Source organism: Ruegeria halocynthiae (genome assembly GCF_900106805.1).
GTDB lineage: Bacteria > Pseudomonadota > Alphaproteobacteria > Rhodobacterales > Rhodobacteraceae > Ruegeria > Ruegeria halocynthiae.
In genome coordinates, this window is record NZ_FNNP01000001.1 from 114,073 (window position 1) to 137,186 (window position 23,114).

24 protein-coding genes, 1 tRNA gene and 1 pseudogene are annotated in these 23,114 nt (G+C 53.8%); 6 read left to right on the plus strand and 20 right to left on the minus strand.

What is annotated here, in order from left to right; genetic code table 11:
- Positions 1-123: 123 nt before the first annotated feature.
- The gene (locus BLU89_RS00605; RefSeq protein ID WP_074733615.1) at positions 124-390 is read left to right on the plus strand and encodes a DUF2312 domain-containing protein; all 267 of its coding nucleotides are present in this window, start codon (positions 124-126) and stop codon (positions 388-390) included.
- Between the two features lie 10 nt (positions 391-400).
- Here the strand turns inward: BLU89_RS00605 and BLU89_RS00610 are convergent, their stop codons facing one another.
- A complete protein-coding gene (locus tag BLU89_RS00610) occupies positions 401-1,276 on the minus strand; it encodes a hypothetical protein (protein WP_074733616.1) in 876 nt (291 codons plus the stop codon).
- Between the two features lie 179 nt (positions 1,277-1,455).
- On the opposite strand from BLU89_RS00610, the gene BLU89_RS00615 reads away from it, so the two are divergent.
- From BLU89_RS00615 to BLU89_RS00630, 4 genes are all read left to right on the plus strand, one after another.
- A tRNA-Thr gene (locus tag BLU89_RS00615) sits at positions 1,456-1,531 on the plus strand.
- Positions 1,532-1,718: 187 nt separating this feature from the next.
- A complete protein-coding gene (locus BLU89_RS00620; protein ID WP_074733618.1) occupies positions 1,719-2,840 on the plus strand; it encodes a DUF262 domain-containing protein in 1,122 nt (373 codons plus the stop codon).
- Positions 2,841-2,857: 17 nt separating this feature from the next.
- Entirely contained in the window at positions 2,858-3,478 is a 621-nt protein-coding gene (locus tag BLU89_RS00625) for an MAE_28990/MAE_18760 family HEPN-like nuclease (protein WP_143030499.1), read from the plus strand.
- Between the two features lie 353 nt (positions 3,479-3,831).
- Complete coding sequence (locus tag BLU89_RS00630) at positions 3,832-4,818, plus strand: exonuclease domain-containing protein (protein ID WP_083347658.1); 987 nt, start codon at positions 3,832-3,834, stop codon at positions 4,816-4,818.
- A gap of 112 nt (positions 4,819-4,930) precedes the next feature.
- On the opposite strand, the gene BLU89_RS00635 is transcribed toward BLU89_RS00630, so the two are convergent.
- The 13 genes from BLU89_RS00635 to BLU89_RS00695 all read right to left on the minus strand — a co-directional run bounded on the left by BLU89_RS00635 (position 4,931) and on the right by BLU89_RS00695 (position 13,794).
- Positions 4,931-5,212: a hypothetical protein gene (locus BLU89_RS00635; protein ID WP_143030500.1), complete on the minus strand. Its 282-nt coding sequence runs from the start codon at positions 5,210-5,212 to the stop codon at positions 4,931-4,933.
- 45 nt (positions 5,213-5,257) lie between these two features.
- Complete coding sequence (locus BLU89_RS21935; RefSeq protein ID WP_074733623.1) at positions 5,258-5,509, minus strand: helix-turn-helix domain-containing protein; 252 nt, start codon at positions 5,507-5,509, stop codon at positions 5,258-5,260.
- Positions 5,510-5,554: 45 nt separating this feature from the next.
- Positions 5,555-6,940 carry a hypothetical protein gene (locus BLU89_RS00645; RefSeq protein ID WP_074733624.1) on the minus strand — a complete coding sequence of 462 codons (1,386 nt, stop codon included), beginning with the start codon at positions 6,938-6,940 and terminating at the stop codon, positions 5,555-5,557.
- A gap of 303 nt (positions 6,941-7,243) precedes the next feature.
- Entirely contained in the window at positions 7,244-7,933 is a 690-nt protein-coding gene (locus BLU89_RS00650; protein WP_083347659.1) for an HNH endonuclease signature motif containing protein, read from the minus strand.
- A 278-nt stretch (positions 7,934-8,211) separates the two neighbouring features.
- Complete coding sequence (locus BLU89_RS00655) at positions 8,212-8,925, minus strand: helix-turn-helix domain-containing protein (protein ID WP_074733628.1); 714 nt, start codon at positions 8,923-8,925, stop codon at positions 8,212-8,214.
- A 73-nt stretch (positions 8,926-8,998) separates the two neighbouring features.
- On the minus strand, positions 8,999-9,253 hold the full coding sequence (locus BLU89_RS00660) for a hypothetical protein (RefSeq protein WP_074733629.1): 255 nt from the start codon (positions 9,251-9,253) through the stop codon (positions 8,999-9,001).
- Between the two features lie 28 nt (positions 9,254-9,281).
- Positions 9,282-10,664, minus strand: coding sequence for an RNA-dependent RNA polymerase family protein (locus BLU89_RS00665; RefSeq protein WP_074733631.1), 1,383 nt, complete (start codon positions 10,662-10,664; stop codon positions 9,282-9,284).
- Between the two features lie 52 nt (positions 10,665-10,716).
- Positions 10,717-10,974 (minus strand): hypothetical protein, encoded by a 258-nt coding sequence (locus BLU89_RS00670; RefSeq protein WP_143030502.1) that lies wholly within the window; start codon positions 10,972-10,974, stop codon positions 10,717-10,719.
- A 57-nt stretch (positions 10,975-11,031) separates the two neighbouring features.
- The gene (locus BLU89_RS00675) at positions 11,032-11,280 is read right to left on the minus strand and encodes a hypothetical protein (RefSeq protein ID WP_074733635.1); all 249 of its coding nucleotides are present in this window, start codon (positions 11,278-11,280) and stop codon (positions 11,032-11,034) included.
- A 14-nt stretch (positions 11,281-11,294) separates the two neighbouring features.
- Complete coding sequence (locus tag BLU89_RS00680) at positions 11,295-11,615, minus strand: hypothetical protein (protein ID WP_074733637.1); 321 nt, start codon at positions 11,613-11,615, stop codon at positions 11,295-11,297.
- A gap of 30 nt (positions 11,616-11,645) precedes the next feature.
- A complete protein-coding gene (locus tag BLU89_RS00685; protein ID WP_074733639.1) occupies positions 11,646-11,852 on the minus strand; it encodes a helix-turn-helix transcriptional regulator in 207 nt (68 codons plus the stop codon).
- A gap of 113 nt (positions 11,853-11,965) precedes the next feature.
- Complete coding sequence (locus BLU89_RS00690) at positions 11,966-12,646, minus strand: hypothetical protein (RefSeq protein ID WP_074733641.1); 681 nt, start codon at positions 12,644-12,646, stop codon at positions 11,966-11,968.
- Entirely contained in the window at positions 12,643-13,794 is a 1,152-nt protein-coding gene (locus tag BLU89_RS00695; protein WP_342721917.1) for a tyrosine-type recombinase/integrase, read from the minus strand. Before BLU89_RS00695 ends, BLU89_RS00690 begins: the two co-directional genes overlap by 4 nt.
- 518 nt (positions 13,795-14,312) lie before the next feature.
- On the opposite strand from BLU89_RS00695, the pseudogene BLU89_RS00700 reads away from it, so the two are divergent.
- Positions 14,313-14,715: pseudogene (locus BLU89_RS00700) on the plus strand (transposase).
- 515 nt (positions 14,716-15,230) lie between these two features.
- Here the strand turns inward: BLU89_RS00700 and BLU89_RS00715 are convergent.
- The 6 genes from BLU89_RS00715 to pepN all read right to left on the minus strand — a co-directional run bounded on the left by BLU89_RS00715 (position 15,231) and on the right by pepN (position 23,095).
- On the minus strand, positions 15,231-15,650 hold the full coding sequence (locus BLU89_RS00715) for a DUF4177 domain-containing protein (RefSeq protein WP_074733645.1): 420 nt from the start codon (positions 15,648-15,650) through the stop codon (positions 15,231-15,233).
- Between the two features lie 111 nt (positions 15,651-15,761).
- Positions 15,762-17,000: a peptidase T gene (gene pepT / locus BLU89_RS00720; protein WP_074733647.1), complete on the minus strand. Its 1,239-nt coding sequence runs from the start codon at positions 16,998-17,000 to the stop codon at positions 15,762-15,764.
- 152 nt (positions 17,001-17,152) lie between these two features.
- On the minus strand, positions 17,153-18,664 hold the full coding sequence (gatB, locus tag BLU89_RS00725; protein WP_074733649.1) for an Asp-tRNA(Asn)/Glu-tRNA(Gln) amidotransferase subunit GatB: 1,512 nt from the start codon (positions 18,662-18,664) through the stop codon (positions 17,153-17,155).
- Between the two features lie 67 nt (positions 18,665-18,731).
- The gene (locus BLU89_RS00730; protein WP_074733651.1) at positions 18,732-19,991 is read right to left on the minus strand and encodes a hypothetical protein; all 1,260 of its coding nucleotides are present in this window, start codon (positions 19,989-19,991) and stop codon (positions 18,732-18,734) included.
- A 126-nt stretch (positions 19,992-20,117) separates the two neighbouring features.
- A complete protein-coding gene (locus BLU89_RS00735) occupies positions 20,118-20,546 on the minus strand; it encodes a hypothetical protein (protein WP_074733653.1) in 429 nt (142 codons plus the stop codon).
- Positions 20,543-23,095, minus strand: a complete 2,553-nt coding sequence (gene pepN / locus BLU89_RS00740; protein ID WP_074733654.1) for an aminopeptidase N — start codon at positions 23,093-23,095, stop codon at positions 20,543-20,545. Before pepN ends, BLU89_RS00735 begins: the two co-directional genes overlap by 4 nt.
- Positions 23,096-23,114 lie beyond the last annotated feature (19 nt).

Here is a 23,114-nt window from a genome sequence, read left to right on the forward strand (position 1 = left end):
TCAGCGCGGGGCAGACAAGCCCGCCGCGCCGAATGCCCGCTTGCGGTCGGGCCGGTGCCGATGTATCCGGCAAATTGCCCGATAACCCGGCACTTCAGTTTTCAGCCCCTTGGAGAGATGCAGATGGAAGACATCACCGAAGATCAGGCCGCGGCCAACTACAGAGTGACCGCAGGCGAGCTGCGCCAGTTTGTCGAACGGCTCGAGCGTCTTGAGGCCGAAAAGAAGGACATCGCTGACCAGCAGAAAGAAGTCATGGCCGAGGCCAAAGCCCGCGGCTACGACACCAAGGTGATGCGTAAGGTTGTGGCCCTGCGCAAGCGTGACAAGGACGATATCGCCGAAGAAGAGGCGGTGCTGGAAATGTACAAAGAAGCGCTGGGTATGTAGCTCAGGCCATTCACGGTTTCAGAAACCGGATATCTGGCATGGTTTGAAGCCGTGCCAGATCCTGCTCATAAAGCTCGGTAAAGGCCGCAACGATATCTTCGTTCCAGCCGGGCAGTTCCAGCTCTTCCTCGATTGCATCTGTCAGCGCATGTTGCTGAAAGATCTGCCCTAGTTTGCCTCTGAGTATGGGATCATTGGGGACGCTTTGCTGTTCGATCACGTCCGCCAACTCGCGTTTGCCCACATCTGATACCAGCGACGACAGAAGCGTGAACTCTTCTTCAATCGGCGTGTCATCTGGCATTCCGGCAAGGGTGCGCAGAATGTCTCCGCAGATCAGCGGGAAATCCTCGTTGCTCCACAAGGTGATTTTGACATCTGGTGCAAGATCGCGAATATCCTCGATCATGGCGAGCCAGCTCAGGCAGCTCAGATCGGTTGTGGCCAAGATATGTTCACGTTCATGTGCCGATAACAACATCAGCACGTTGGGGATGAAGCTGCCGGGATTTCGCAGGCCTATGAACAGCTCGACTGTTGATTCGCCGAACAATTGATCCAGGTAGGCCATCCTTTGCCCGGCGCGCGCATAAAACTGCCCGTCCATGATGATCGAAGACCGCTCGCCGAGATACAGCGCACTGGACAGGATCGCCCGATCGATCTGCTGTCCTTTGGGGAACAGATTTTGAAATTGCGCCAGCGTATCCTGGTGTGAGGGGCGATCAGCCGACGGCTTCAGCGCAGGCCTGAAAATCTTTCTGAACGGGCGAAGCCCCCAGAATGCAGTGTGATTATCGGCCATGATCTGCGTATTCGCCTGCAGCAGACTAAAAAGCTGAGCTTCATCGGTAAAATGTGCTCCGGCTTGGATGACCATCTGCATGTCGGACTTGTCCTTACCTCTGATGGGATTTCCGCTTGGGTTACAACCTGTTCCCGGCGCAGTCAAATTCGGATAATACCTGATCTTCTTATTACCCTTAGGCAAACCAGCACAAAGTTAAGATGATGCGAAAATTCGGACTTGCAGTCCGTGCTCCGAAACATTAATCGACACCCAGTGCCCCTATAGCTCAGCTGGTAGAGCAACTGATTTGTAATCAGTAGGTCCGCGGTTCGAGTCCGTGTGGGGGCACCATTGAATCGGAATAAATATAAATAATACAAGTATTTACTGGTTCACTTGTGCATTCAGACCACCCTACAGACCACCTTTTAGCTTGGCCTTCAGGCAAATTATTACCCGTAAGGTGATTTTGGTTCACAAGGGTTTTCTAACAAGTATAGGTTGCGCAGATACACGCATTTAGAATTGGTTGAGCCGAATGTCTTTGAAATCCGAAATCGAAGAAGCCAGACAATCCGTCAAAACTGATAGGTTGCAGTTATCCGTGGGCGAGGTCATCTCAATGTACCAAAACGGAGAACTCAACATACAGCCCGAGTTTCAGCGTTTGTTTAGGTGGTCAGAAGAGAAAAAAGCTAACTTGATTGAGTCGATATTGATCGACATCCCGATCCCGTCGATTTTTACCTACGAGAATGAAGACGGAACTTGGGAGCTTATCGACGGGCTGCAACGAATTTCGACTATTTTTGAGTTCTTTGGTGTCTTAAAAAAGCTGGAAACCGACGAGTTACTTCCGCCGTCAGCTTTGCAGCAAACAACCTACTTGCCTTCTCTAGAGAATGCAGTGTGGGAAAAATCGAATGATATTGAACATGTTACGTTCGACGATCAAAAGCCGCTGGAAAAGCCGCAGCAACTGGCCATCAGGCGAGCCCGACTAGATGTTCAAGTTTTAAAACAACCGAGTGATGCAGAAACAAAATTCCACCTATTTCAACGATTGAACCGAGGTGGTGCTTATGCCAACGAACAAGAGGTTCGAACATGTGCGATGGTCATGGTCGCACCTGAATTTGTTAAACGTCTTAAGGTCCTTGCTGCGAACGAGAAGTTTGCAGAGATGACGTCTATCAACGACAATGCGATCCAGCGGCAGAAAGACCTAGAATATGTTGTCCGGTCACTGGTTCACACGTACCGTGACTATGACAATGTCAGTGACGTTGAGGAGTTTTTGGACGCCAAGATCATCGAAATCCTTTCGACCGAAAATGTCGATGAGTTCGAGAAGAACTTCAAATTTACCGTCGATACTTTGCACGGTCTGTTTGGCACCAAGGCTCTTTTCCCTGATGCTGGTACTGTGAACAGCCCCGGAATAAGATTCTCTCTTCGTTCTCTTGAAGCTGTTTTTGTTGGTATCCTGCGCAACGCGACAGAAATTCAAGCATTGGGTGATCCGGTTGCGTTTGTAAAAACTAGGGTGCTGGATTTTTGGAAGCAGCCTCAAGTCGACGGCATGTCAGCGTCAGGATTGCGGGGAACGCAACGACTACAAAGGACAATTCCATTTGGTAGTCTGTGGTTTACACCATAGTCGTAGGCGTCCAGCAGATGCTGACCGAATTCTTGAAAAAATTGAGCGATGATCGACTTTGGCGCGTGCGGGAATTATCTGACCTGCGTATTATGCACAGGAAGGCAGCCAGTGGCCGAGAAAAGGCCGCGACATCCCGGGCAATCGTTGTCTTAAGTTACGCACACTGGGAGGGATATTGTGCTAGTTGCGCTGGCACCTTCATCGACTATTTGGAGGCTAAGAAGGTTCCATATAGCTTGCTTCCACCAGATATGATGCTTGGTGCAGTGTCACATGCGCTAGACAGCTATAGGGATACCGCGGACAATTTGGTTTCACGAAGAAAGCTGTTGAAATTGCAGCAACAAGCCTACACCGGTCACATTGAGCGGTACGACAGGAGAGTAATCCTGCCACGCTCCAATCTAAACTTTGATCGGTTAAGGTTTATCCACGAGATAATAGGGGCTGAAATTCAGCCATTTCAAAAATACCGCTTAAAAATCGATAAGGAATTGGTTGCGTGGCGGCATCTAGTTGCACATGGGGAAATGTTCGCCTTGGAAAACCTGTTGGCCGCTGATCACACTAAGTTGTGCGAAGAGCTAATGTTTTTGACTAAGGACACGTTTGAACCATTTTTGTTTGAGTATTGAGTTTTCAATAGCTGCTCGGACATCAACGAGATGTCGACGGGATAAATTGAAAAAGCGAGGACAGATTGAGCGCGCGGATAACACTTTGCGACATTGCGGCAAAGCTGACATTCCTTGAACATGCAGTAACTATAACACTGGGCTCAACACGGTTCGCTGTTTTTCTCAGATGACAGCAAATCGCCGCTGAGCAGTCGCTCTGTCTCGGAAATCTGTATCACCGCGACCAAAGTCTTGTGCTTTTGGGTCCTGAGCCAATTTTATACCTATGATCCAGATAGATCATTGAGAGTTCAAATTATCTTCCGCAGAATGCCGGGCATTTGAAACAACCGAATCAAAGGCCATTTTCGATGAAATTTTTCAATCGTCTTTTTGGGACTGCAAAGGCGAAGCCCAACGAAGTCCATAAGCGCTTCAACAAAAATAGCGCAAGGCCAGAACCTGCTGATCCCTCTTTGGAAGACGTATTGAGAGGAACTTACCGGTTCGTTGCTCTCGACGTGGAAACAGCGAATAGCGATGCGAGTAGTATTTGCCAGATCGGGTTCGCCGTGTCGGATGGACAGGGTACGATTTTGACCTTCGGTACGTTAGTCGATCCGGAAACCCATTTTGACCCTTTCAACATCGGTATTCACGGCATCGATGAAGATGCAGTGTATGCCGCGCCTGTTTTTCCTGAGGTATTGCAAACTTTCCGTGTTTTTCTTGAGCGCCATCCACTTGTGCAACACAGCAGCTTCGACAAACGTGCGGTCAACGCTGCGTGTGACCGCTATGACATTCCTCACTTGCGTTCGAATTGGCATGACAGTGTGGTCATGGCTCGAAGGGCGTGGCCAGAACTGAAGGGAAATGGAGGGCACGGGCTAGCAAATTTAAAAGAAGTTCTCGGTCTGGAATTCGAGCACCATGACGCCATTGAGGATGCGAAAGCCGCAGCGCATGTCGTTTTGCTTGCCGAGGAAGCGACTGGCAAGGGTTTCGAAGATTTAACCAGCAAGCAAAGCCGCGGGCCAGTAGCTAGCGAGCGGTCTCGTTCCGTCGAAGGCAACCAAAATGGCCCTCTCTACGGGCACGTAGCCTGCTTTACTGGAAAGCTGTCGATGTCGAGGTCAGAAGCAAGCACAGTCGCCGCTGGTGCTGGCATATCTGTCAAAGCAAGTGTTTCGAAAAAAATCACGCTATTGATTGTTGGGGATCAAGACCTTGAACTGCTGAACGGGCAGGAAAAAAGCAGTAAGCATCGTCGCGCAGAAGAGCTCATTGAACAAGGCCAAGACATAAAAATTATTGGTGAAAGTGATTTCCGAAGCCTCGTCGGCGAAATCAGTTAGACCAACCAAACAGCAGGAATAAGTTGCAAATACAGTTTCGCGATTTGTGCGCAGTTCATTCTGATTTTGGCTTTCTTCTCTTACGTGGCGGTAACTCTGCTCCTCGAAAAGGCTAGGCAGGTGGATCAGTCAGCACTGTGCTCAGTTCTGACAGCAATTTGTCGTAGCGTTCCGGTTCAGCATCTTCGGCAAGCTCTGCCTGACTGTCAGACACCGAAAGCAGTTCGACCAACCGGATTTGGAGTTCACGGACCAGCATCATGTCGCTTTGCTCGCCGTCGCGCACTTCACCGTAAGTGTTGGCATCCATCGGGTTTTGGCCGGGACGACCATACAATCCGATGCGTTCTCCCATTCTGGCGAACTGCGCTTCGGCGTTGGTCACAGTGTTCAAGAAGGCGCGTTTTTCTTTGGCGTCGCTTGCTGCTTGATAACCAGCCTATGCTTCGGCACGCACTTGTCGGAGAGAAGACACGCTTTCCATCACGAAGTCGCGTGGTTGCATGGATACAGCTTCCTTGCGCAGGTCATCCAGCAGTCTCCGCTTCCATCTATAAGCGGTATCTACGGAAATTCCGAACGCGTCCGCGATAGCTTGGCCGGAATAGTTCTGCATTAACATCGGGTGAAGAAGTTGCCTAACTATATCCCAATGTTGCTCAGAGCGCAGGCGACCAGATTGCCGTACCATTAATCCCGATGAGACCTCCCTACGTTGTGGCTCGAAATTTTGCTATTAGGGTCCACACTCTGTGATATTTAGGGCCGATACTGCGCTCTGCAAAGCGGACGGCAGCAAGCAACTTGAGCTGTAATAAACCAGTAAAAAACAGAATCCGACCAATACAGTCGATATGCTTAGAAAGTTTTTTGCTGCATTAAGTTTATACAAGCACCAAAGAGTTAGCTGGTCAGGGAAGCGTTGCAGCAATCTGACGCGAGATGAAATTTGCATCGCCCACACAAATACGACAAGCGATAGCAATGCGCTAACACCCGGTAACAGGTACCAAATGTTGAGCCCTGCAGGATTGAGTCCTGCGGCAAGCAGAGGCCAATATGCTGGAAAATCATTGTCTTTGGCCCATGCTGCGGCGTCTTGGTAGGCGCTGTAGTCCCACAGCCTGAAGAAGAATAAAAATGCTCCAATCAGTGCTATCAATGCAGCGGCAATGTCTACAGGCGTCCGAGCTAGGGTTGGGTTCCACTTTAGCCTACCTGATTGATCTTGTTCTAGACCACGTGGAGGCGCAGCGGCCCACATCAACGGAGCATAAAACCAGAAGGTTGATTTAAGTATAAGTCTGTAAAACATCGGAGGGATAAAAATAGTTAAAGCAAGAAGATTCCCATACTTTTCACTAACGCTTTGATCGTCAGCTCTAAATTGGAAAAAAAATGTTTGAAAGCTAAACGTATGATCGCTGGGGAGGCCAGGCAGAAGTTCAGGCTCAGTTGTTATGTCAGTCTTCAACATAAGGGTGGTCCAATTCTGCAAAAAGCGAGATATGCCCTTTCTAAGATGCTTGAGGGTAGCAAACGCTCGAATGATGATGAAGCATCCGGTTACACTCACTACTGCTCCCGGAAGCAAAATTGTTAAACCGATCAAAACGTAAAAAATGGTGCGTTTGGAGGATGGTTCGGACGGGCCATCGTTGGTAGAAGCCACTGGTCGCCTCTCAGTCAAAATGACGATGGCCAATATTGTCACAAATACGACGGTAGCAATGGTGATGTTCAGCGACAAAAAGCCAAGCAGAACCAAGCGTTGATAACCAAGGGTCCAGCCAAATCGATCAAGTAGTATCGGCGCGAACCAAAAAGTCCACGACACTCCGATCGCAACGGCGAATACAACAGTTACTCGGAAGAAACGTTGTGAAGCGTTGGTTTTACTAAGTCTTTCCCAAGACCGATTAAATATTGCAACACCATCTTCTATTGAGTCTTCGCTGCGTAGATGCACTAAGAAAGTCAAGAAGATCGATGTCCAAAGGACCCAATACACTCCCCACCAAACCAGAATCAGACCAAAAATGCTGGCGGCGATCGTCTCAAAAACTGCAAGAGCTGATAGTTGTGAATGATAATCCACTTTACCTGCTGAATAGAGAACCACCTGTCGTGCTGCCTCTTGAGCTTTTCTTGCCAAACCTCAAAATACATTAGAACTCAGGCAAGGAAGTTACAACGGGTGGAGGTGGCTCGCCTTTAGTCGTAATCCTTTTCTGCCACAGGGAAGGTGTTCGGTTGCGTTCAAGACCGGACTTGCGGGCAGCACTGCAGCATGACAGAGAGTTTTTCGATATCCGCCAAGGCCCGTACTAGGGAATTCGCAAATTCCACTTACTGCGCTTTTCGACCATTTGTGATGGTCGGTGCTGCACGCGCAGCGAATGGCGGCTAGATGGCCTGAAACGCTCTAGTCTTTGAGCTCGGCGGGTGGTTCAAAAAGCAAATGCCAGCTATCCAAATTCGTCTTGTACCATGCGCCGCCATAAGGTCCGGCATATTTGGCGGGCATTGTTTCGCCGGTGTAACGAACCCCAGAAATAGGACCTGTCGACATCGGTACTTTTGAGGTATCGAAACTATGTATGCGTGTTTCGGTTGGTGCCTTTTCTGGTTCTCGATGGGGAGTGACGACCTCGATCGGCTCTGGCTCTGGCTCTGGCGGGATGGCTTTTACCGGCACAGGCTTGCGTTCTTTTTCCTTCACACCATCCAAATCGACCAATTCAGATAGCAAGGCTTCGCGCCGGTTTTGTGCGTTGTCGCGAGGGGTTACAATTCGCAGATTGCTGGGTCGATTATCAGTCGGGTCGTGATTGATATGATCAACTACGCACTCTCTTGGCATCCACCGACCAAGTGCGTACGACACAATAAAACGGTGCGTATATATTGACTTATTGCCGCTCTTGAAATGCAGATACTGTTTACCGTCGCGGTTCTCAGAACCGAACGGCTCTTCGCCTTCCACCACGCCGTCTTTGAAACTGAACTCTTGCTCTCGAACGACGGCATCCAGAGGTGGGTAGGGTATTTCATGGTCGCGTTCGGTGGCATACTCTGATCTGAGTAGCTCTTTGACGTACACTACATCTTTCATTTTATACCCCCACTCAGCTTAGATTCAGTAGCGCGCTAGAGTAGGCATCAGATTTGCAGAGCCTTCAAGGTCTTCCGTCGATATGCAGGTCAACGGCCATGTGGTGCTGCCTGAGTAGGCCACGTCTTATTTGGTCATCGATCAGTTCCCGAGACGAACGACGTTTTGGTCAAGACTATATCCCTGACGAAGTATGCGCCGAAAACGAATTTTGGAAATGTCTTCAGGAGAAACTGCCAGCAGGAGACTTTCATTTTGGTTTTACTTCAAAGTGTGCGTCAGGAAGGTGAAGGCAACTCTCGTCGCCTCTTTCTACCCGGTAAGGCTATTCGACACGGGAATTCTGTTTGGTTTGCGGCAGTACCCGCCCCTATCTCCAACAGTAAGTCATCATAGGGTTCCGGTTCAGCGTCTTCAGTGACCTCTACCTCGTTGTCAGAAACCGACAGCAATTCAACTAGCCGGATTTGGAGTTCGCGGACCAACATCATGTCGCTTTGTTCGCCGTCGCGCACCTCACCGTAGGCGTTCGCATCCAGCGGATTTTGGCCGGGACGCCCATATAGTCCGATGCGTTCACCCATTCTGGCAAACTGCGACTCGGCTTGGGTCACCGCGTTCAGATATGCTCGTTTTTCCTTTCGGTCTGTGGCGGAATGGTAGCCAGCCCACGCTTCGGCGCGCACTTGCCGGAGAGAAGACACGCTTTCCATCACGAAGTCACGCGGCTGCATGGATACGGCTTCTTTGCGCAGGTCTTCCAGCAGTCTCTGCTTCCACCTGTAGGCAGTATCGACTGAAATGCCGAATGCGTCCGCAATAGCTTTGCCTGAGTAGTTCTGCATCAACATCGGATGAAGCAGTTGCCTAACTATTTCCCATTGTTGCTCTGAGCGCAGGCGGCCTGATTGCCGGACCATTGCGGCAGGTGAATATCCATTTTCGGTATTGGGTTGGGCTTGGTCGGGCGCTGGGCAGGGCTGGTCGGTCATTTTGACACCTTTTGGTTTATGGGGGGTGTTTTGCGGCATTAACCGGCATTGCCGATAAGAATTGTACCCGGGTTCAAAAATCGATGTCCAAACGGGCGATGATCCAGCCCAAGACAATGATGACCGGGTAGAATATCAGCCAGCCTGCATATGTGAGGTAGTGGACCAGCGATTTTTCCTGTTCGTGGATGATAGAGACCATCGCATCCACGTCACCGCCCAGCGCATCGCGGTAGCGCGTCGGGACTATTATCTTGCAATAGGCCATCCGGCCAACCATCAGATAGAGGAGGGTGACGACGGCGAATACTAACGTGGCAGTGCTCATGGTTTTGCTTTCTAGTGTTGATCTGGATTTAGCCGCGTTCATCACAATGTCTTTTGAGGATGGCGCGGATAGCGTCGTTCTCCCAAGTGCCGGGGTCCGCAAAGAGGTTTTCGTGAAGGTGGCTAATCCTTGGGTGGTCAATGGTCGCGTCGGCAGAGGTTCGCAAATAATGGGAAAGTTCTGGCCCATCTGAGCGCGCAGCCGGGAAGCCCGCGCGCCAGTCACGTAGGACACGCCATGCGCTCACCGGAGGCGCATCCAGAAGCGGGTTGGCGGGTGTTATTTGGGTTGGGTCAGCAGCAGATTGTTCATAGGTCTCTAGGAGCGCGTGTAGCCGCTCCATATCCACCTGCTCTGCTATGCCAAGGCGTTCTTCCAACCGCGACAGCGCGTCTTCGGCAATGCCAATGTCATCCCGGCTGGGATCGAACCGATAGCCAAGGAAATCCATAGGCGTATCGTCGGAAAATTCGGGTTCACACATCGCAAGCGGACCAGCAGGGCACCGTTCAAGATAAACGGCCAAGGTATCTGCCATCGCCCGAGTTCCGGCAGGTGTACGCGCCGCAATGACGATGTTGTCAAAGCAGATCATAACCCTTGCGTTCGCGCTATCCGACAATCCGACAAGCAGATGCGCGAGAACAACACCGGAGGCCGGGGAGCCTTGCATAAGGCCCTTTGGCCCGCTTACATTGTGGTCAGTTCCATATATACTCCCAGAAGAACCAAAATCCTGTTTAGCCTGCGAAGCATTGTTGGGATGGTGGGTCACTGAAAAGTGTAAGCTTCTAGTATCAAGTGCTCGGCGGGTCACCTCCTGTGGCAATGGTAGAGAATACAGCGCATCCGGGTTGATGCTCTGATAGCAGTCAACCACGTCGGTCTTGGCTAGGTAGACGTACCCGGAGTTCTGAAGCTGTTTGAGTTGTCTGGCGAGGTCATCGCGGCTTGCCCCGGGGATACCGAACAGTGAGCCGTTAGGCGCGGTCTGTTGGTTAATCACTTCCCGGATCAGATACTGCGCGGCCTTCAGGGCAGGTGGCAGCACGCAGATAGGACGCGAAGACCTGTCAGGTTTGGTCTTCGGATACCATCTGATCGGCGGATAGTCGGTCGCCCAAGCGTCCACCTGTCTGCTCAGTGCTCTAACCTGATCCGGGTCCGCGCTGCCGCCCAGCGCCTTATATGCTGAGACGAGTTTAGCATGGGGTGATCGCAGGAAATCACGGGTAACAGGCTGAGGGCGTTTCCCGGACATGGTGGCGGAATGGATGGCTTCAGCCCTCTGGTGATAGACCTCATATGCCCAGCCAATTTCTCGGGACCATTTGCGGTCCATATGGAATTTTGAACCCAAGTTCATTATCGCCATGCGCTGGGCATTGGGAACTTCACAAGGATCAGACATGGTTTTTGCACCCGGGTTCAATTTTGCTTCGATGGGGAAATGAGTATGGTTATCAGCGGGCGATTTGGCCCGCCGCTGAAACCTGTCTCAGATGGTGCAGAAAGACATTCCCGGCAGAGTGTGCAAGGACCAGTTTTTCTCCAAACTCAATATGCATCTTTGCGGGGAATGCATCCTCCGGGTTATCAAAGTCGCTTTGCATCGTTTCGCGCAGGCCGTCGAGACGAACAAGGTATTCCGCTATTAGCGCTTGGAGCGCGTAGTTTTTCTGTTCGGTTTCAGCAGGATCATAAGGCATGTTTTTAGGCATGGGTTTTCCATTCTAGTTGGGTTGATCTGACAGGTAGGGATTGTTTTGCACCCGGGTTCAAACTGCGGGATCACCGTCCAATTCTTCGAACGTGAATTTGCACTCGTAAGTCTCTTCCACCTCGCCTGTGCTGAACTTGGTTTGAACCGGATCAACAGCATATTTTTCGAGGTAGCGTTTTATTTCTGCGGAGACGGGCACAGCAACACCGTGTTTGAACACGATAAAGTCGTCCCGTGGGCCATTCGGAGTGCGCAGGCTGTATTTCCGCCCGCTTACAAGCATGGCGCTATATTTGGAATTCATCGTTGGTGCTCCCCTCAGCGGCTTCGCGTGCCGCCGAATGCGCGGGCGATATTGCTGGAACTGTTTTGCGGCGCGGGCTTATCGCCCAGTGAGATGCCTAGACGGCTTTCGATGTCGTCTCGGCGGGCTGAACGTTCATCCTTTTTGACGTTCTGTTTGTCCCGCCCAGCGCCGCCATGGCCGACACCGAACGCCGCTGCCGCGTTTCGTTGGGCGGTAATCTCGGTTGTTTCTGGTTTGGGCCTTTCCGGGGTGTCACTTGTGCGATTTGCCAAGCCCAACCGAGCTTTCATCGAGTTGTGGTTGAACCCGGGTTCATTTTTTAAAGAGGGCATGTTTGATTTTCCTTATTTTTTATTGGTGGATTAGTCTTCACGGGCATCCGCGAATGCCTGCATTGCGGTGTCCACTTCATCGGCGAGCCAGAAAGATCGAGAGCCGATCTTGATCGGTTTCGGCCACCGGCCATCTTTTATCAGCCGGTCACGAGTGCTTTTGCTAATCGGGCAGACTTCAAGTGTCTGAGTGCCGCTGAGGTACTTTTTGCTGAGATATTTTTTGTGAGCTAGCATGGTGCATCCTGTGTCCCTTTAGTGTGTGTGGGGTCAGGATGACATACATCTGAGTAAATCACTTTTAGGAAAAAACTGGCGTTTCCCCTAAAAAAGATATTGCTTTAAAACAGTTATTTAAGGCCATTCATGCGAAGTTTGAGCATCGCGGTTACTCTTTCGTTCAACTCTGCGTAAGTCGGCATCTTATATCTTTGTGCTACAGCAGCCCCAGCGGAAATGTTCGTGGAAATCATGACTACTAACCCCGCTTTTTCCAGTTCCTGCCGAACAGCATTCAGGGCTTGTACCGCCACTTCGGTTGCACTGGAACTGCCAGTAGGAGGTAAACCGAATTGGTCACTTACTGCTTCGGCAGTGTCGTAGATTGCTCGGTCTCGCAGGAATGTCTCTGGGCGCTTTAGGTCATGCTTGTCGTAGCCGACTTTGTCAGGGAATCGAATATCACGCCTCAAAACGCCGGAGATAAATTCCCGCATTTCACTCGGTAGTTTACTTTCACCCTCAAGGTAGTCTGAGCTTAACTCGCAAGCTAGCTTAAATGCCTCACGATGCCATGGTGCAACTCGAAGAAGTACAGGCAAGTTGTCCGCTGGGATCGACCACTGCTTGCCATGGTGAACTTGTTCAATGTCTGATCGGTCGTAGTCCCACTGAAGCTTGTCGATAGAAATGCCTAACTCGTTAGTGAGCACGTAAGCAACAGGTCCGAACCAATCGTGTTTCGACCACATTACCCTTGGCTTAATGAACTCTTTGGCAAACTCAATTGGCGTGTCTAGCTGCTGGGTCATTTTGCCACCAATTTCACAACTTCCGCGCTCTGTCCGGTCACATGCTGCGCCCAGCGCTCCATAAGAACACGACGTTGCTCAAGGAAGTCCGTTCTGCGGTAAGTACGTTCCACCTTGCTACCGGTCTCGTGGGCCAGAGCCATCTCGGCGACTTCGCGAGGTGTATCGGTAGCCTCTGCGCACCATGTACGGAAACTGGACCGGAACCCGTGGGGTCGCGCCTCTAATTCCTGACGCTCCATCAGGCGGGACATATTGGCATCGGAGATGACACCCTTGCGGACATTGGGAAACAGGTAGCCGTCCCTTTCGAACGCTGCGGCTTGTTCAATAATGCGCTGGGCCTCACTGGACAGGGGTACATGAAACTCTTTGCCAGTCTTCATCTTGTCTGCCGGAATAACCCATGTGTCGCCGTGCAGTTCGTCCAGATGGATGAAACGTAACGGTCTGGACCGCACAGCGGTCAGGATCAGCAGCCGAAATGCGAGATGCGTGACCGATCCATCGTCTAGGCTTTCATAGAATGTAGGAACCTCGCCCCATGGCATTGCCGGGATGTTTTTGCGAACCTGACGGGATTTGCCAAGTAGCGCTTTGGCTTTCATCGTGGCTTGAAGGTCTACATCAAGCCCCATTGCCGCCCCATGCCGGAAGACGATGCCCAGCCGGTTCATGGCTTTTTTTGCGGTCTCGCCCTTGGAGTGCCAGATCGGGGCGAGAGTGTTTTTGATGTCCTGTTGGTCTATCTCTTCAATCGGCACATTGCCAAGTTTGGGAAGAACATGCAGTTCCAGCGGCGAGAACCAACGCCCAGCCTTGCCATCGTCTTTTAACTCCGCCTGACGCGCCGCAAATGCTTCCTTTGCTACCACGGTCAATGTGTGGTCGGCTTTGGCAGCTTCCCGGCGTATCCGTTCCCGTTCTTTGATCGGGTCTTTTCCCTGACGGGCGACGGCCCGCCATTTCTCGGCCTCTTCGCGGGCTTCTTTCAAAGAAACCGCTGACAGAGCGCCCAAACCCATTTCTCTGCGACGTCCGTGCACATGAACCCGAAGGAACCATTTGCCACCATCACCGTCTTTTTTGTGTAACCAGAGGCCCCCGCCATCGGAGTATTTGCCGGGTTGGGCGTTCTTCACCTGCAATGATGATAGCTTGTTGAGTGCTGGCGTTGGTCCACCCTATGGTCCACCTTGTACTGTGAGGCACAGTGAACCATTCTGAAGCGGATGGAAACCATATTTACATGTTTTTAAATAGTTTTGTTGATACTTTGAGGCAACCTGAAACGTCCAGAGTTATGCGTGTTCAAGTCTTCAATGCAGTGTGGGGGCACCACTTTTCAATATTTTCAAAGAGTTATCCCGGTTGATAAAGCTGGAAGTGGAGCCTTTTGTTATGGATGTACGGTGACTCAAAGGCCTCTTTATGCGGGGTGAAGGTTACGCCCTAAGAGTCGCTGTGCCGTCTGAGTATCAACCGACTCCGGGTATGAAAGAGATCGTCTGAGGTCTCGGTATTCAGGACTTGGCGAAAGCGTTGGTGCTTCAAAAACTAGGCTCAGGACCCATAAACGGCATTGAGCTTGACTGATCTGTGTGATTCACGAACCCAAACGATTGGGGGCATGATGAGTAATCTGTTTTGATTGAGCGACGATCAGATGCTGCGGCTTGCGCCGTATTTTCCGAAGAGCCGGGGCAAACCTCGCGTTGATGATAAACGTGTATTGAGTGGTATTATATTTATAAACCGCAATGGGTTACGCTGGTGTGATGCACCGGTAATCCCCCCTTCGGTGTATGGCTCGCCGAAGACACTCTACAACCGCTGAAAACGGTGGAGCGGCATGGGCATATTTGCTCGGATCATGGTCGGACTGGCGGCTGAAGCGCCCGACAACAAAACAATCTCCATTGACGCGACCTATCTCAAGGCGCAACCGCACAGAGATCATGTTTGGTCGACTGAAAGACTGGCGGCGTGTCGCAACCCGCTATGACCGCTGCCCCAAGGTCTTCTTATCTGCAATAGCTCTCGCCGCAACAGCCATATTCTGGTTATGAGTCCTGAGCCTACGTTGCCCATTGCTGAAATCCCGTCAATGTTAAATCGTCAGAAGCAACGAATGCGGCTCAGGCATTGCAACCAACGTGGCGTGATCCCGAAGAGATCCATCCTGCGCAAAAAAGACGGTCTTTTGTCTTCAAGGCGGCAAAGAAAGTGTTGCCCCAAGGTTTCAAAGACATGATTAAGCCCGCACTACGGCGGTTTGGCTTGTTGGACACGCACGAAAAACCTCAGTTTTTAAATGAGAAGAAGAAATAGCACCATGGGCCTGCAGTCCGGTGGTGCGGCCTTATTTTAGACCGGTAGCGCAATACTGCGCCTCTACGCCAAGTTCAAAGTGAGCTGGCTGAGCAGCAATACCCACACTGCTTCGTTTGTCGCAAACGGTGTCAGGGGGCTTCGTTTCGCGGGCTGGAACTGAAAATACCGACATGCAGCGACGCGGAGCCGGGTCTTGATGGCTCTGCGCTCTCGCCTAGAAGGCCTGCATCCTCTGACCTGTCAGAACTGATCAGCGCGAGGGTTCGTCTGCCACCTCATCAGAGGGTTTCAGCGACAGCGGCGGGTCCTGCGGTTGTTCCGAGATCGGGGCAGGGGCTGCGGGGGGGGCTGACAGAACGTCTTGTGGGCCGGGCACAGGGCGTGGCGTGGGGGCGCTGTCTTCTTCGGGTGGCGTCGGTTGTGGCGCTTCTCCGGCTGCCAGCGCACGACGGAACACCAGCACATTGCGCCAGTTCGTGGTCGATCCGGTCAAGCCCGAACGCTCTTCGCTGGGCAGCAGTTCGGCGCGCTGATACTCCCAGCCATCCTGACCCATCTGGTTCAGCAATTGCTCGATCGAGGTGGCAAACCGGCCCTCGGGTGTTTTCACGCCTTTTGCCTTGGTGCCCTTTTGCGGAGCGGGGACAACTTTGTATTCGTAACGCTGCATCGACTGGTCCTGTTAGCCTGACCTGAGCAAACTAACATTTTAACAGGCGGGTGAAAGCCAAGATCACGCCTGGGTGAAATTTGTGCGCGAAATTCGGCCCGAACTGTTGCTTTATCCCCGCGCGGCCTTGCCGACCAGCGACAGGCACAGCTCGGTTGCCACCGCCATGTCCTGCACCGAAATCCACTCTAGCGGGCCGTGGATGCACTGCATACCGGTAAAGATATTGGGGCAGGGAGTGCCGAATTCTGTCAGGCGAGAGCCATCGGTGCCGCCCCGGATCGGGACGGATAGGGGCTCGATCCCCTGATCTCGACAGGCCTCGCGCGCCAGATCGACCGGGGTCATGTCCTTTTCCAGCCAATAGCGCATGTTGCGGTACTGGTGTGAAATCTCGCAGGTAATCTGCGCGCGTGGCTCGGTGGCCTGCACGGCAGCGCAGACCTGACTCACCAGATCGCCCTGTGCCTCCAGCGCGTCCATTTCAAAATCGCGCAGGATCAGCTTGACCTCCATCTCGGACGAGCCGCCGTTCATATCGGTGACGTGGATGAAGCCTTCGCGCTCGTCGGTCACTTCGGGCGTCATGGTGGCCTGAGGAAGCGTTTGCACGATCTTTGCTGCCAGATGCGCGGCATTCACCATCTTGCCCTTGGCCAGACCGGGGTGGATCGACACGCCGGTGATCTTGATAACGGCACGATCGGCCGAGAAGCTCTCATATTCGATCTCACCGACTTCGCCCCCGTCCAGCGTATAGGCGAAATCCGCGCCCATGTCCTTGGGCAGTTGCTCGGTAACGCCGCGCCCGATTTCTTCATCCGGTGTAAAGGCGATGCGAATTGGGCCGTGGGGCACGTCCTTGTTTTCCAGAAGATACCGCGCCAGCGTCATCAAGATCGATACGCCCGCCTTGTCATCTGCCCCCAACAAGGTAGTGCCCGAGGCGGTGATCAGATCATGCCCGATCTTTTCAGCCAGATAGGGGTGGTCTTCGGGCGACAATACCAGCTCGGGGTCATCGGGAAAGGTAATCGCACCGCCATTATATCCATTGATCACCCGCGGCTTGACGCCAGTCGCGTTGAACTGAGGTGCCGTGTCCACATGTGCCAGAAACCCGATGGTCGGACCCTCTGTCGTGCCGGGAATCGTCGCCATCACAACACTGTCGCCGGTCATCTTCACGTCCCTAGCGCCGATCTCTGTCAGCTCCTGCTGCAGCAGGTTCAGCATGTCCATCTGGATCACACTGCTGGGGGTTGATGGCGAGGTCTCATCGCTCTGACTGTCGATGGCGGCATAGCGCACCAGCCGGGTTTCCAGTTCCTGATCAAACCGATTTTTCATGGATGCTCACCTCTCTGACTTGCGGGGATGAGAATGCGCATTCGGGCGCAGAGTCAAGCTGAAGGCCTGCCCCAATATCGTACCGAATGTTAATCTTTCATTATGTACAAGTCAGACAAACCCCTGTCTGGGGTTTGTACAACTCGGAAGATTTACGAACTCAGCTTCTTGCTGATCAATTCGTTAACGGCCTTCGGATTGGCCTTGCCACCGGTGGCCTTCATCACCTGACCAACGAACCAGCCGGCCAGTTTCGGGTTTACCTTGGCCTTCTCAACCTGCGCCGGGTTGGCCGCGATGATCTCGTCCAAAGCGGCCTCGATCGCACCGGTATCGGTCACCTGTTTCATGCCGCGTTCTTCGACGATCTGCGCCGGATTACCACCTTCGGTGTAAACGATTTCGAACAGGTCTTTGGCGATCTTGCCCGAGATCGCATCCGAGGCGATCAGGTCGATGATTCCACCTAATTGCGCAGGTGAAACCGGCGACTCGGTGATGTCATGGTCTTCTTTTTTCAGGCGGCCAAACAGCTCGTTGATCACCCAGTTCGCGGCCAGTTTGCCGCCACGACCTTTGGCAACTTCTTCGAAATAAGCGGCCGACTCGACCTCGGCAGTCAGGACTGAGGCATCATAGTCGGTCAAACCAAACTCGCTGATAAAGCGAGATTTTTTGGCGTCCGGCAGCTCTGGCAGCTTGGCGGCAATATCGTCCACCCATGCCTGTTCGATTTCCAGCGGCAGCAAATCGGGGTCGGGGAAATAGCGGTAATCATGCGCTTCTTCCTTGGACCGCATCGAGCGTGTTTCGCCCTTGTCCGGGTCATACAGGCGGGTTTCCTGATCGACCTTGCCACCCGCTTCGACGATGGCGATCTGACGGCGCGCTTCGACCTCAATCGCTTGCTGGATGAACCGCATCGAGTTCATGTTCTTGATCTCGCAGCGCGTACCCAGATGTGAAAAGTCCTGTGTTTCCTGATACTTCTCGTATGTGCCCGGCAAACAGATCGAGACGTTCACGTCCGCCCGCAGGTTACCGTTCTGCATGTTGCCGTCGCAGGTGCCCAGATACCGCAGGATCTGACGCAGCTTGACGATATAGGCGGCGGCCTCTTCGGGACCGCGAATATCGGGGCGCGAAACGATCTCCATCAGGCAAACACCTGTCCGGTTCAGGTCCACGAAAGACATATGCGGGTCCATGTCGTGGATCGATTTGCCTGCGTCCTGCTCCATATGGATGCGTTCGATCCGCACCATGCGTGCGGTGCCGTCGCCCATTTCGACCAGTACTTCGCCTTCGCCTACAATAGGCTGATAAAGCTGAGAAATCTGGTAACCTTGCGGCAAGTCAGGGTAGAAATAGTTCTTGCGATCAAAGGCCGATTTCAGGTTGATTTCTGCCTTCAAGCCCAACCCGGTGCGCACCGCCTGTTCAATGCAATATTCGTTGATCACCGGCAGCATCCCCGGCATTGCCGCGTCAACGAAGGCCACGTTCGAGTTTGGCTCGGCCCCGAATTGGGTCGATGCGCCCGAGAACAGCTTGGCATTGGATGAGACCTGAGCGTGCACCTCCATCCCGATTACCAGTTCCCAATCGTGCTTGGCCCCGGCAATGGTTTTGGGTTTGGGCATTTCGTATGTCAGGTCGAGCATGGCGCGCCTCATATCCGCAGAAGTCTAAGCCTGCGTATTAGGCCCGGCGCGCCAAAGGAGCAAGGGGTTAGTTCCCCGAGAACTGCAACCCGGTCGGGGTGAAGGTCACGCTCTGACCGCTGTGCAGTTCTTCACGCAGCAAGTTGGCAATGGCGCGCAGCGCGTCGCGGCGGCCACGGGCGGCGAAACGCTCGGCCGAGTTGACGCGCAGACTGTTGTTGAACCCGTTCGCCGCATGGGCCCAGATCAGGGGGTGCAGCTCAGTCAGGTGGTCGCGGATCAGCCAGTCCGCTGCTGCGCAAATCTGTTCGCGTGCGGTATCGGCGCTCGGGTTTTGACCCATTCGGTTCTGCAGTGTGACAGAGCAGTACGCCGCCAGCAGATTGATTGTCTGCTGATCGGGTCGACGCGTAACAATGTCGCGCAGACCTTCCAGAAAATATTCGACATCGACACGCGCGCAGGCCTCGTCATCCAGGGCGATGGCGTCGAACTGAACCCAGGTGTAACCGCCCGCGCCCCAGGTTTTCTGGGTCCGCGCGGCGTTGCGCAGGGCCTGAACTTCTAGCTCTTCATAACTGCCGAACCAGCGCGGCAGCAGGTGGCTGCCCATCGCACGCATATGGCGATGGTTCTGAGGCTCCAGCGTGATCAGCGCCTCATACTTGTCAGAGACGCGGGTTCGCGGGGTGATGTGACCCGCCAGCAAGGCGCAATCAGCCGCAGCAATTGCGGGGCTATCCGGCATCGCCGCACGGCATCCGGGCAGCAAGGCAGCAGCGCGGTCGAAATGTGCTGTACAACGGGATTGATGAAGCGGCGGCAGGGCTTCGGGATGCGCCGTTCCACGCCAGGCCCAGGCCAGATCGATATGGGCCAGTGCCACCACCAACGCGATCATGGGATCGTTGCGGTGGTTTTGGATTTCACCTTCCAGCTCGGAAATCCCACCCAAAAGATCATAGTCACAAACCGCTTTGTAGTCTGATAGCGCATGTTCCGCCGCCAATACGACATCTGAACGTGCGCCAAATGCCAGCAAGTCTGTAAGAGGCTGTCCGCAGGGCGTGGTTTTGCGCGCCTCGTCCGCCTCGCGCATCTCGTGGGAAAGCTGGGCCCACATATCCTGCCGCGCCAGATGGCGGCCACGCTCGATCACACGATGCCCGATCACATCATTCGCATCTGTTTCGGCGACAGGGATGTTCAATTGCCCCGATGCAACAAGCCACGCCGTGGCATCAGCAACGGACGCAGGCAGAGGCGTACGGGCGGGATCAGAAAAACCGAAAAAACGGGCGGCAAAAGCCTCTAAGGACCAAAACATGGCAAAACTCGAACTGGAAAAAACATGTAACCCGCTCAGTTTGCCAAAAACTGCACTCAAATCAAGTGCGCATCACCCTAGGCCCGAGAATCCGATGCCAATAAGGTGCTGAATCCATGAATCGTTTCAAAAAACCGTAAAATGATGACGTTCGACTGCGAATCCTGCCTGATTCAGGACCTCTTCGAACTGCCTGTGCGGCGGCAGCGACTCATCTGGCAACCGCAGGCGCTTGTCAGATTTCAGTATCGCCGAAACGCGTACCGAAAAATCCCATCGGGTGTCGAACCGGAATCGATCAACCTCGGATAGTTTGAGTTCACCCTGACGCTGGCCACTGTGCCAACGCAGGGTGTCATCGGTCAGTTCCATGCCCGCGCTCGTGTCTTTGAAGAAATCCCATAGCGCGGGCACAGTGGTCAGGGCCAGCACAGCCATCAGCCACCAGACCGCATCCAGCAGGATGATCATTCCGATCAGCGCCGCGTAGATGCCGATCAGGATCAAAATTGTGCGCTGGTTGCGATTTTGGCGAACGAAACGGAACGGTGTCATGCGCCGAGGATGCGCGAGACCATTTCGGTCGTGTCCCGCGACAGGTCGGGTGTATTGGAAATACGGGTCAGTTGCACGCGTATCAGCTCTTGCCGGTCGGAGTCATACCGCTTCCAGGTCTGGAACGCGCTGCACATCCGGGCGGTGGTTTGCGGATTCACCGGATCCAGCCGGATCAGCCAATCGGCCAGCAGCGCATAGCCCGCTCCGTCCGCCTGATGGAAGCCCGCATGGCTGCCGACCAGGGACCCCATCAACGCACGGAAGCGATTGGGGTTTTTCCAATTGAAATCAGTGTGCTCGGTCAATCTGTGTGCGGTCTCAACCGTTTTGTCAGGTCCGGTCATCGAGACCTGAAGGGCGAACCATTTGTCCATGACCAAACGGTCATGCTGCCATTGATCGTAGAAGCCCGCTAATTCTGCTTCACCTTTGCCAGCGCGCAGCAGGCAAGACAGGGCAGTCAGTTGCAGGGTCATATTATCAGCGCGTGTATAGCCTTCGGCCGCCATGAGACCGCCGTCCAGCCGCGAGGTCAGGGCCAGTGCCGCGCCACCCAAGGCCCGTTTGCCCGATTGCTCGGCGTCCGGTTGGTAAGGTGCATCCACCAGCGTTTCACTGTGGAGCCGGGGCAGCAGGTCTTGAACATGCTGGGCCGTAGCTTGCCGCAGGGTTTCAACCGCCCTCCATATCGCCATCGGGTCGGGGGTGATGCCTTTGTCATGCAGCGCAGTCGCCAGTTCCGATTGCGTCGGCAGGCCCAGCATCAGCGCGCGATAGGCTGGATCCAAAGCCTTGTCCCGCAACACCGCCTGCAAGCCGTCAAGATAGTCGGCGTCCGGCGTTGCCTCATCGGTAATCATACGTAGCAGGGTATCTTCGGCCAGTGAGCGCCCCGCTTGCCAGCGATTGAACGCATCGGTGTCATGGGCCAACAGGAAGGCGCGCTCGGCATTTGTGGGTTCGTGTTCAAGGATCACGGGGGCCGAAAAATCCCGCAGGATCGAGGGCACGGGTTTGGCCGCAAGGCCAGTGAAGGTAAAGCTCTGCTCGGCTTCGGTCAGTTCGAACACCTCGGTGGCGCGTACCTCATCGCCGTTTGGGCCAAGCAGGCCCACTGCGACAGGAATGACCTGAGATCGCTTGTCCTCCTGTCCCGGCGTCGGCTCGGTGCGTTGGCTGAGCGTCAGGGTATACGTGCCATCGTTCCACTTTTCGGCAACCGAGACGCGCGGAGTGCCCGACTGGCTGTACCAGCGTTTGAACTGGCTCAGATCGCGGCCCGTGGTGTCTTCGAACACCTTGAGCCAGTCTTCAATCGTGCAGGCCTGCCCATCATGGCGTTCGAAATAGAGGTCCAGTGCTTTCGCATAGGCCTCATCCCCGACCAGCCGTTTCAGCATCCCGATCACCTCAGCGCCTTTCTCATAGACGGTTGAGGTGTAGAAGTTGTTGATTTCCTGAAAACTCTCGGGCCGTACCGGGTGCGACAAGGGTCCATTGTCCTCGGGGAACTGCCGCGCGCGCAGGTCGATGGCATCGTGGATACGCTTCACCGGGGCCGAGCGCATGTCCGAGGTGAACTGCGCATCGCGGAACACGGTCAGGCCCTCTTTCAGACACAGCTGGAACCAGTCGCGGCAGGTGATCCGGTTGCCGGTCCAGTTGTGGAAATATTCGTGCGCGATGATCGCCTCGATCCGTTCGAAGTTCATATCGGTCGAGGTTTCGGGGCTGGCGAGAACAGCAGAAGAGTTGAAAATGTTCAGCCCCTTGTTCTCCATCGCGCCCATGTTGAAATCGTCAACGGCCACGATGTTGAACACGTCCAGATCGTATTCGCGGCCATAAACGTCCTCGTCCCATTTCATTGATTTCTTCAACGCCTCCATGCCGAAAGCGCACTTGCCCTCATCACCCGGACGGACCCAGAGGTTCAGTTCGACGTCACGGCCGGATTTGGTGGTGAACTGGCCGGGATGGGCGATCAGCTCTCCGGCGACCAGTGCGAACAGATAGGCGGGTTTGGGCCAGGGATCGATCCATTCGGCCCAGCCATCGCCCTGACCCGATGGGTTGCCGTTGGATAGAAGCACTGGAAGGTCACCGTTGATACGCACGGTGAACGTCGACATCACATCGGGGCGGTCGGGGTAGTAAGTGATCTTGCGAAAGCCTTCGGCCTCGCATTGGGTGCAGTACATGCCGTTCGACATATAAAGCCCTTCAAGCGCGGTGTTGTTGCCGGGATCAATCTCGACCACGGCCTCCCAAACGAAGGGAGCGTCAGGAGCGGCAGCAGTGAGTCCTTCGGCGGTGACGTCGGGCGTGATCACGACGCCATCAATCGCCGCGCGGATCAGGTTCAGCTGTTCGCCGTGCAAAAAGAATGTGCGATCCGTGGCGTCGGGGTTCGGACGGAATTTGATACGAGAGGTCACGCGTGTGGCATTCGGGGCCAGATCAAAGGTCAGATGCACGCTGTCCACCAAGTAGCCGAACGGGGTGTAGTCTTTCAGATAGATCGTGGTGGGGGCGGCGTCGCGCATCGGGGGCCTCATTATCTGG

Excerpts from the sequence above, each read along its gene's own strand:
- BLU89_RS00715 (WP_074733645.1), bottom strand. The coding sequence starts at position 15,650 with ATGCAGCGTTACGAATACAAAGTTGTCCCCGCTCCGCAAAAGGGCACC.
- pepN (WP_074733654.1), bottom strand. The coding sequence starts at position 23,095 with ATGCGCGACGCCGCCCCCACCACGATCTATCTGAAAGACTACACCCCG.
- BLU89_RS00650 (WP_083347659.1), bottom strand. The coding sequence starts at position 7,933 with ATGAAAGATGTAGTGTACGTCAAAGAGCTACTCAGATCAGAGTATGCC.
- BLU89_RS00655 (WP_074733628.1), bottom strand. The coding sequence starts at position 8,925 with ATGACCGACCAGCCCTGCCCAGCGCCCGACCAAGCCCAACCCAATACC.
- BLU89_RS00680 (WP_074733637.1), bottom strand. The coding sequence starts at position 11,615 with ATGCCCTCTTTAAAAAATGAACCCGGGTTCAACCACAACTCGATGAAA.
- BLU89_RS00675 (WP_074733635.1), bottom strand. The coding sequence starts at position 11,280 with ATGAATTCCAAATATAGCGCCATGCTTGTAAGCGGGCGGAAATACAGC.
- pepT (WP_074733647.1), bottom strand. The coding sequence starts at position 17,000 with ATGAAAAATCGGTTTGATCAGGAACTGGAAACCCGGCTGGTGCGCTAT.
- BLU89_RS00660 (WP_074733629.1), bottom strand. The coding sequence starts at position 9,253 with ATGAGCACTGCCACGTTAGTATTCGCCGTCGTCACCCTCCTCTATCTG.
- BLU89_RS00735 (WP_074733653.1), bottom strand. The coding sequence starts at position 20,546 with ATGACACCGTTCCGTTTCGTTCGCCAAAATCGCAACCAGCGCACAATT.
- BLU89_RS00605 (WP_074733615.1), top strand. The coding sequence starts at position 124 with ATGGAAGACATCACCGAAGATCAGGCCGCGGCCAACTACAGAGTGACC.
- BLU89_RS00625 (WP_143030499.1), top strand. The coding sequence starts at position 2,858 with ATGCTGACCGAATTCTTGAAAAAATTGAGCGATGATCGACTTTGGCGC.
- BLU89_RS00630 (WP_083347658.1), top strand. The coding sequence starts at position 3,832 with ATGAAATTTTTCAATCGTCTTTTTGGGACTGCAAAGGCGAAGCCCAAC.
- gatB (WP_074733649.1), bottom strand. The coding sequence starts at position 18,664 with ATGCTCGACCTGACATACGAAATGCCCAAACCCAAAACCATTGCCGGG.
- BLU89_RS00610 (WP_074733616.1), bottom strand. The coding sequence starts at position 1,276 with ATGCAGATGGTCATCCAAGCCGGAGCACATTTTACCGATGAAGCTCAG.
- BLU89_RS00670 (WP_143030502.1), bottom strand. The coding sequence starts at position 10,974 with ATGCCTAAAAACATGCCTTATGATCCTGCTGAAACCGAACAGAAAAAC.
- BLU89_RS00685 (WP_074733639.1), bottom strand. The coding sequence starts at position 11,852 with ATGCTAGCTCACAAAAAATATCTCAGCAAAAAGTACCTCAGCGGCACT.
- BLU89_RS00620 (WP_074733618.1), top strand. The coding sequence starts at position 1,719 with ATGTCTTTGAAATCCGAAATCGAAGAAGCCAGACAATCCGTCAAAACT.
- BLU89_RS00665 (WP_074733631.1), bottom strand. The coding sequence starts at position 10,664 with ATGTCTGATCCTTGTGAAGTTCCCAATGCCCAGCGCATGGCGATAATG.
- BLU89_RS00730 (WP_074733651.1), bottom strand. The coding sequence starts at position 19,991 with ATGTTTTGGTCCTTAGAGGCTTTTGCCGCCCGTTTTTTCGGTTTTTCT.
- BLU89_RS00690 (WP_074733641.1), bottom strand. The coding sequence starts at position 12,646 with ATGACCCAGCAGCTAGACACGCCAATTGAGTTTGCCAAAGAGTTCATT.
- BLU89_RS21935 (WP_074733623.1), bottom strand. The coding sequence starts at position 5,509 with ATGGTACGGCAATCTGGTCGCCTGCGCTCTGAGCAACATTGGGATATA.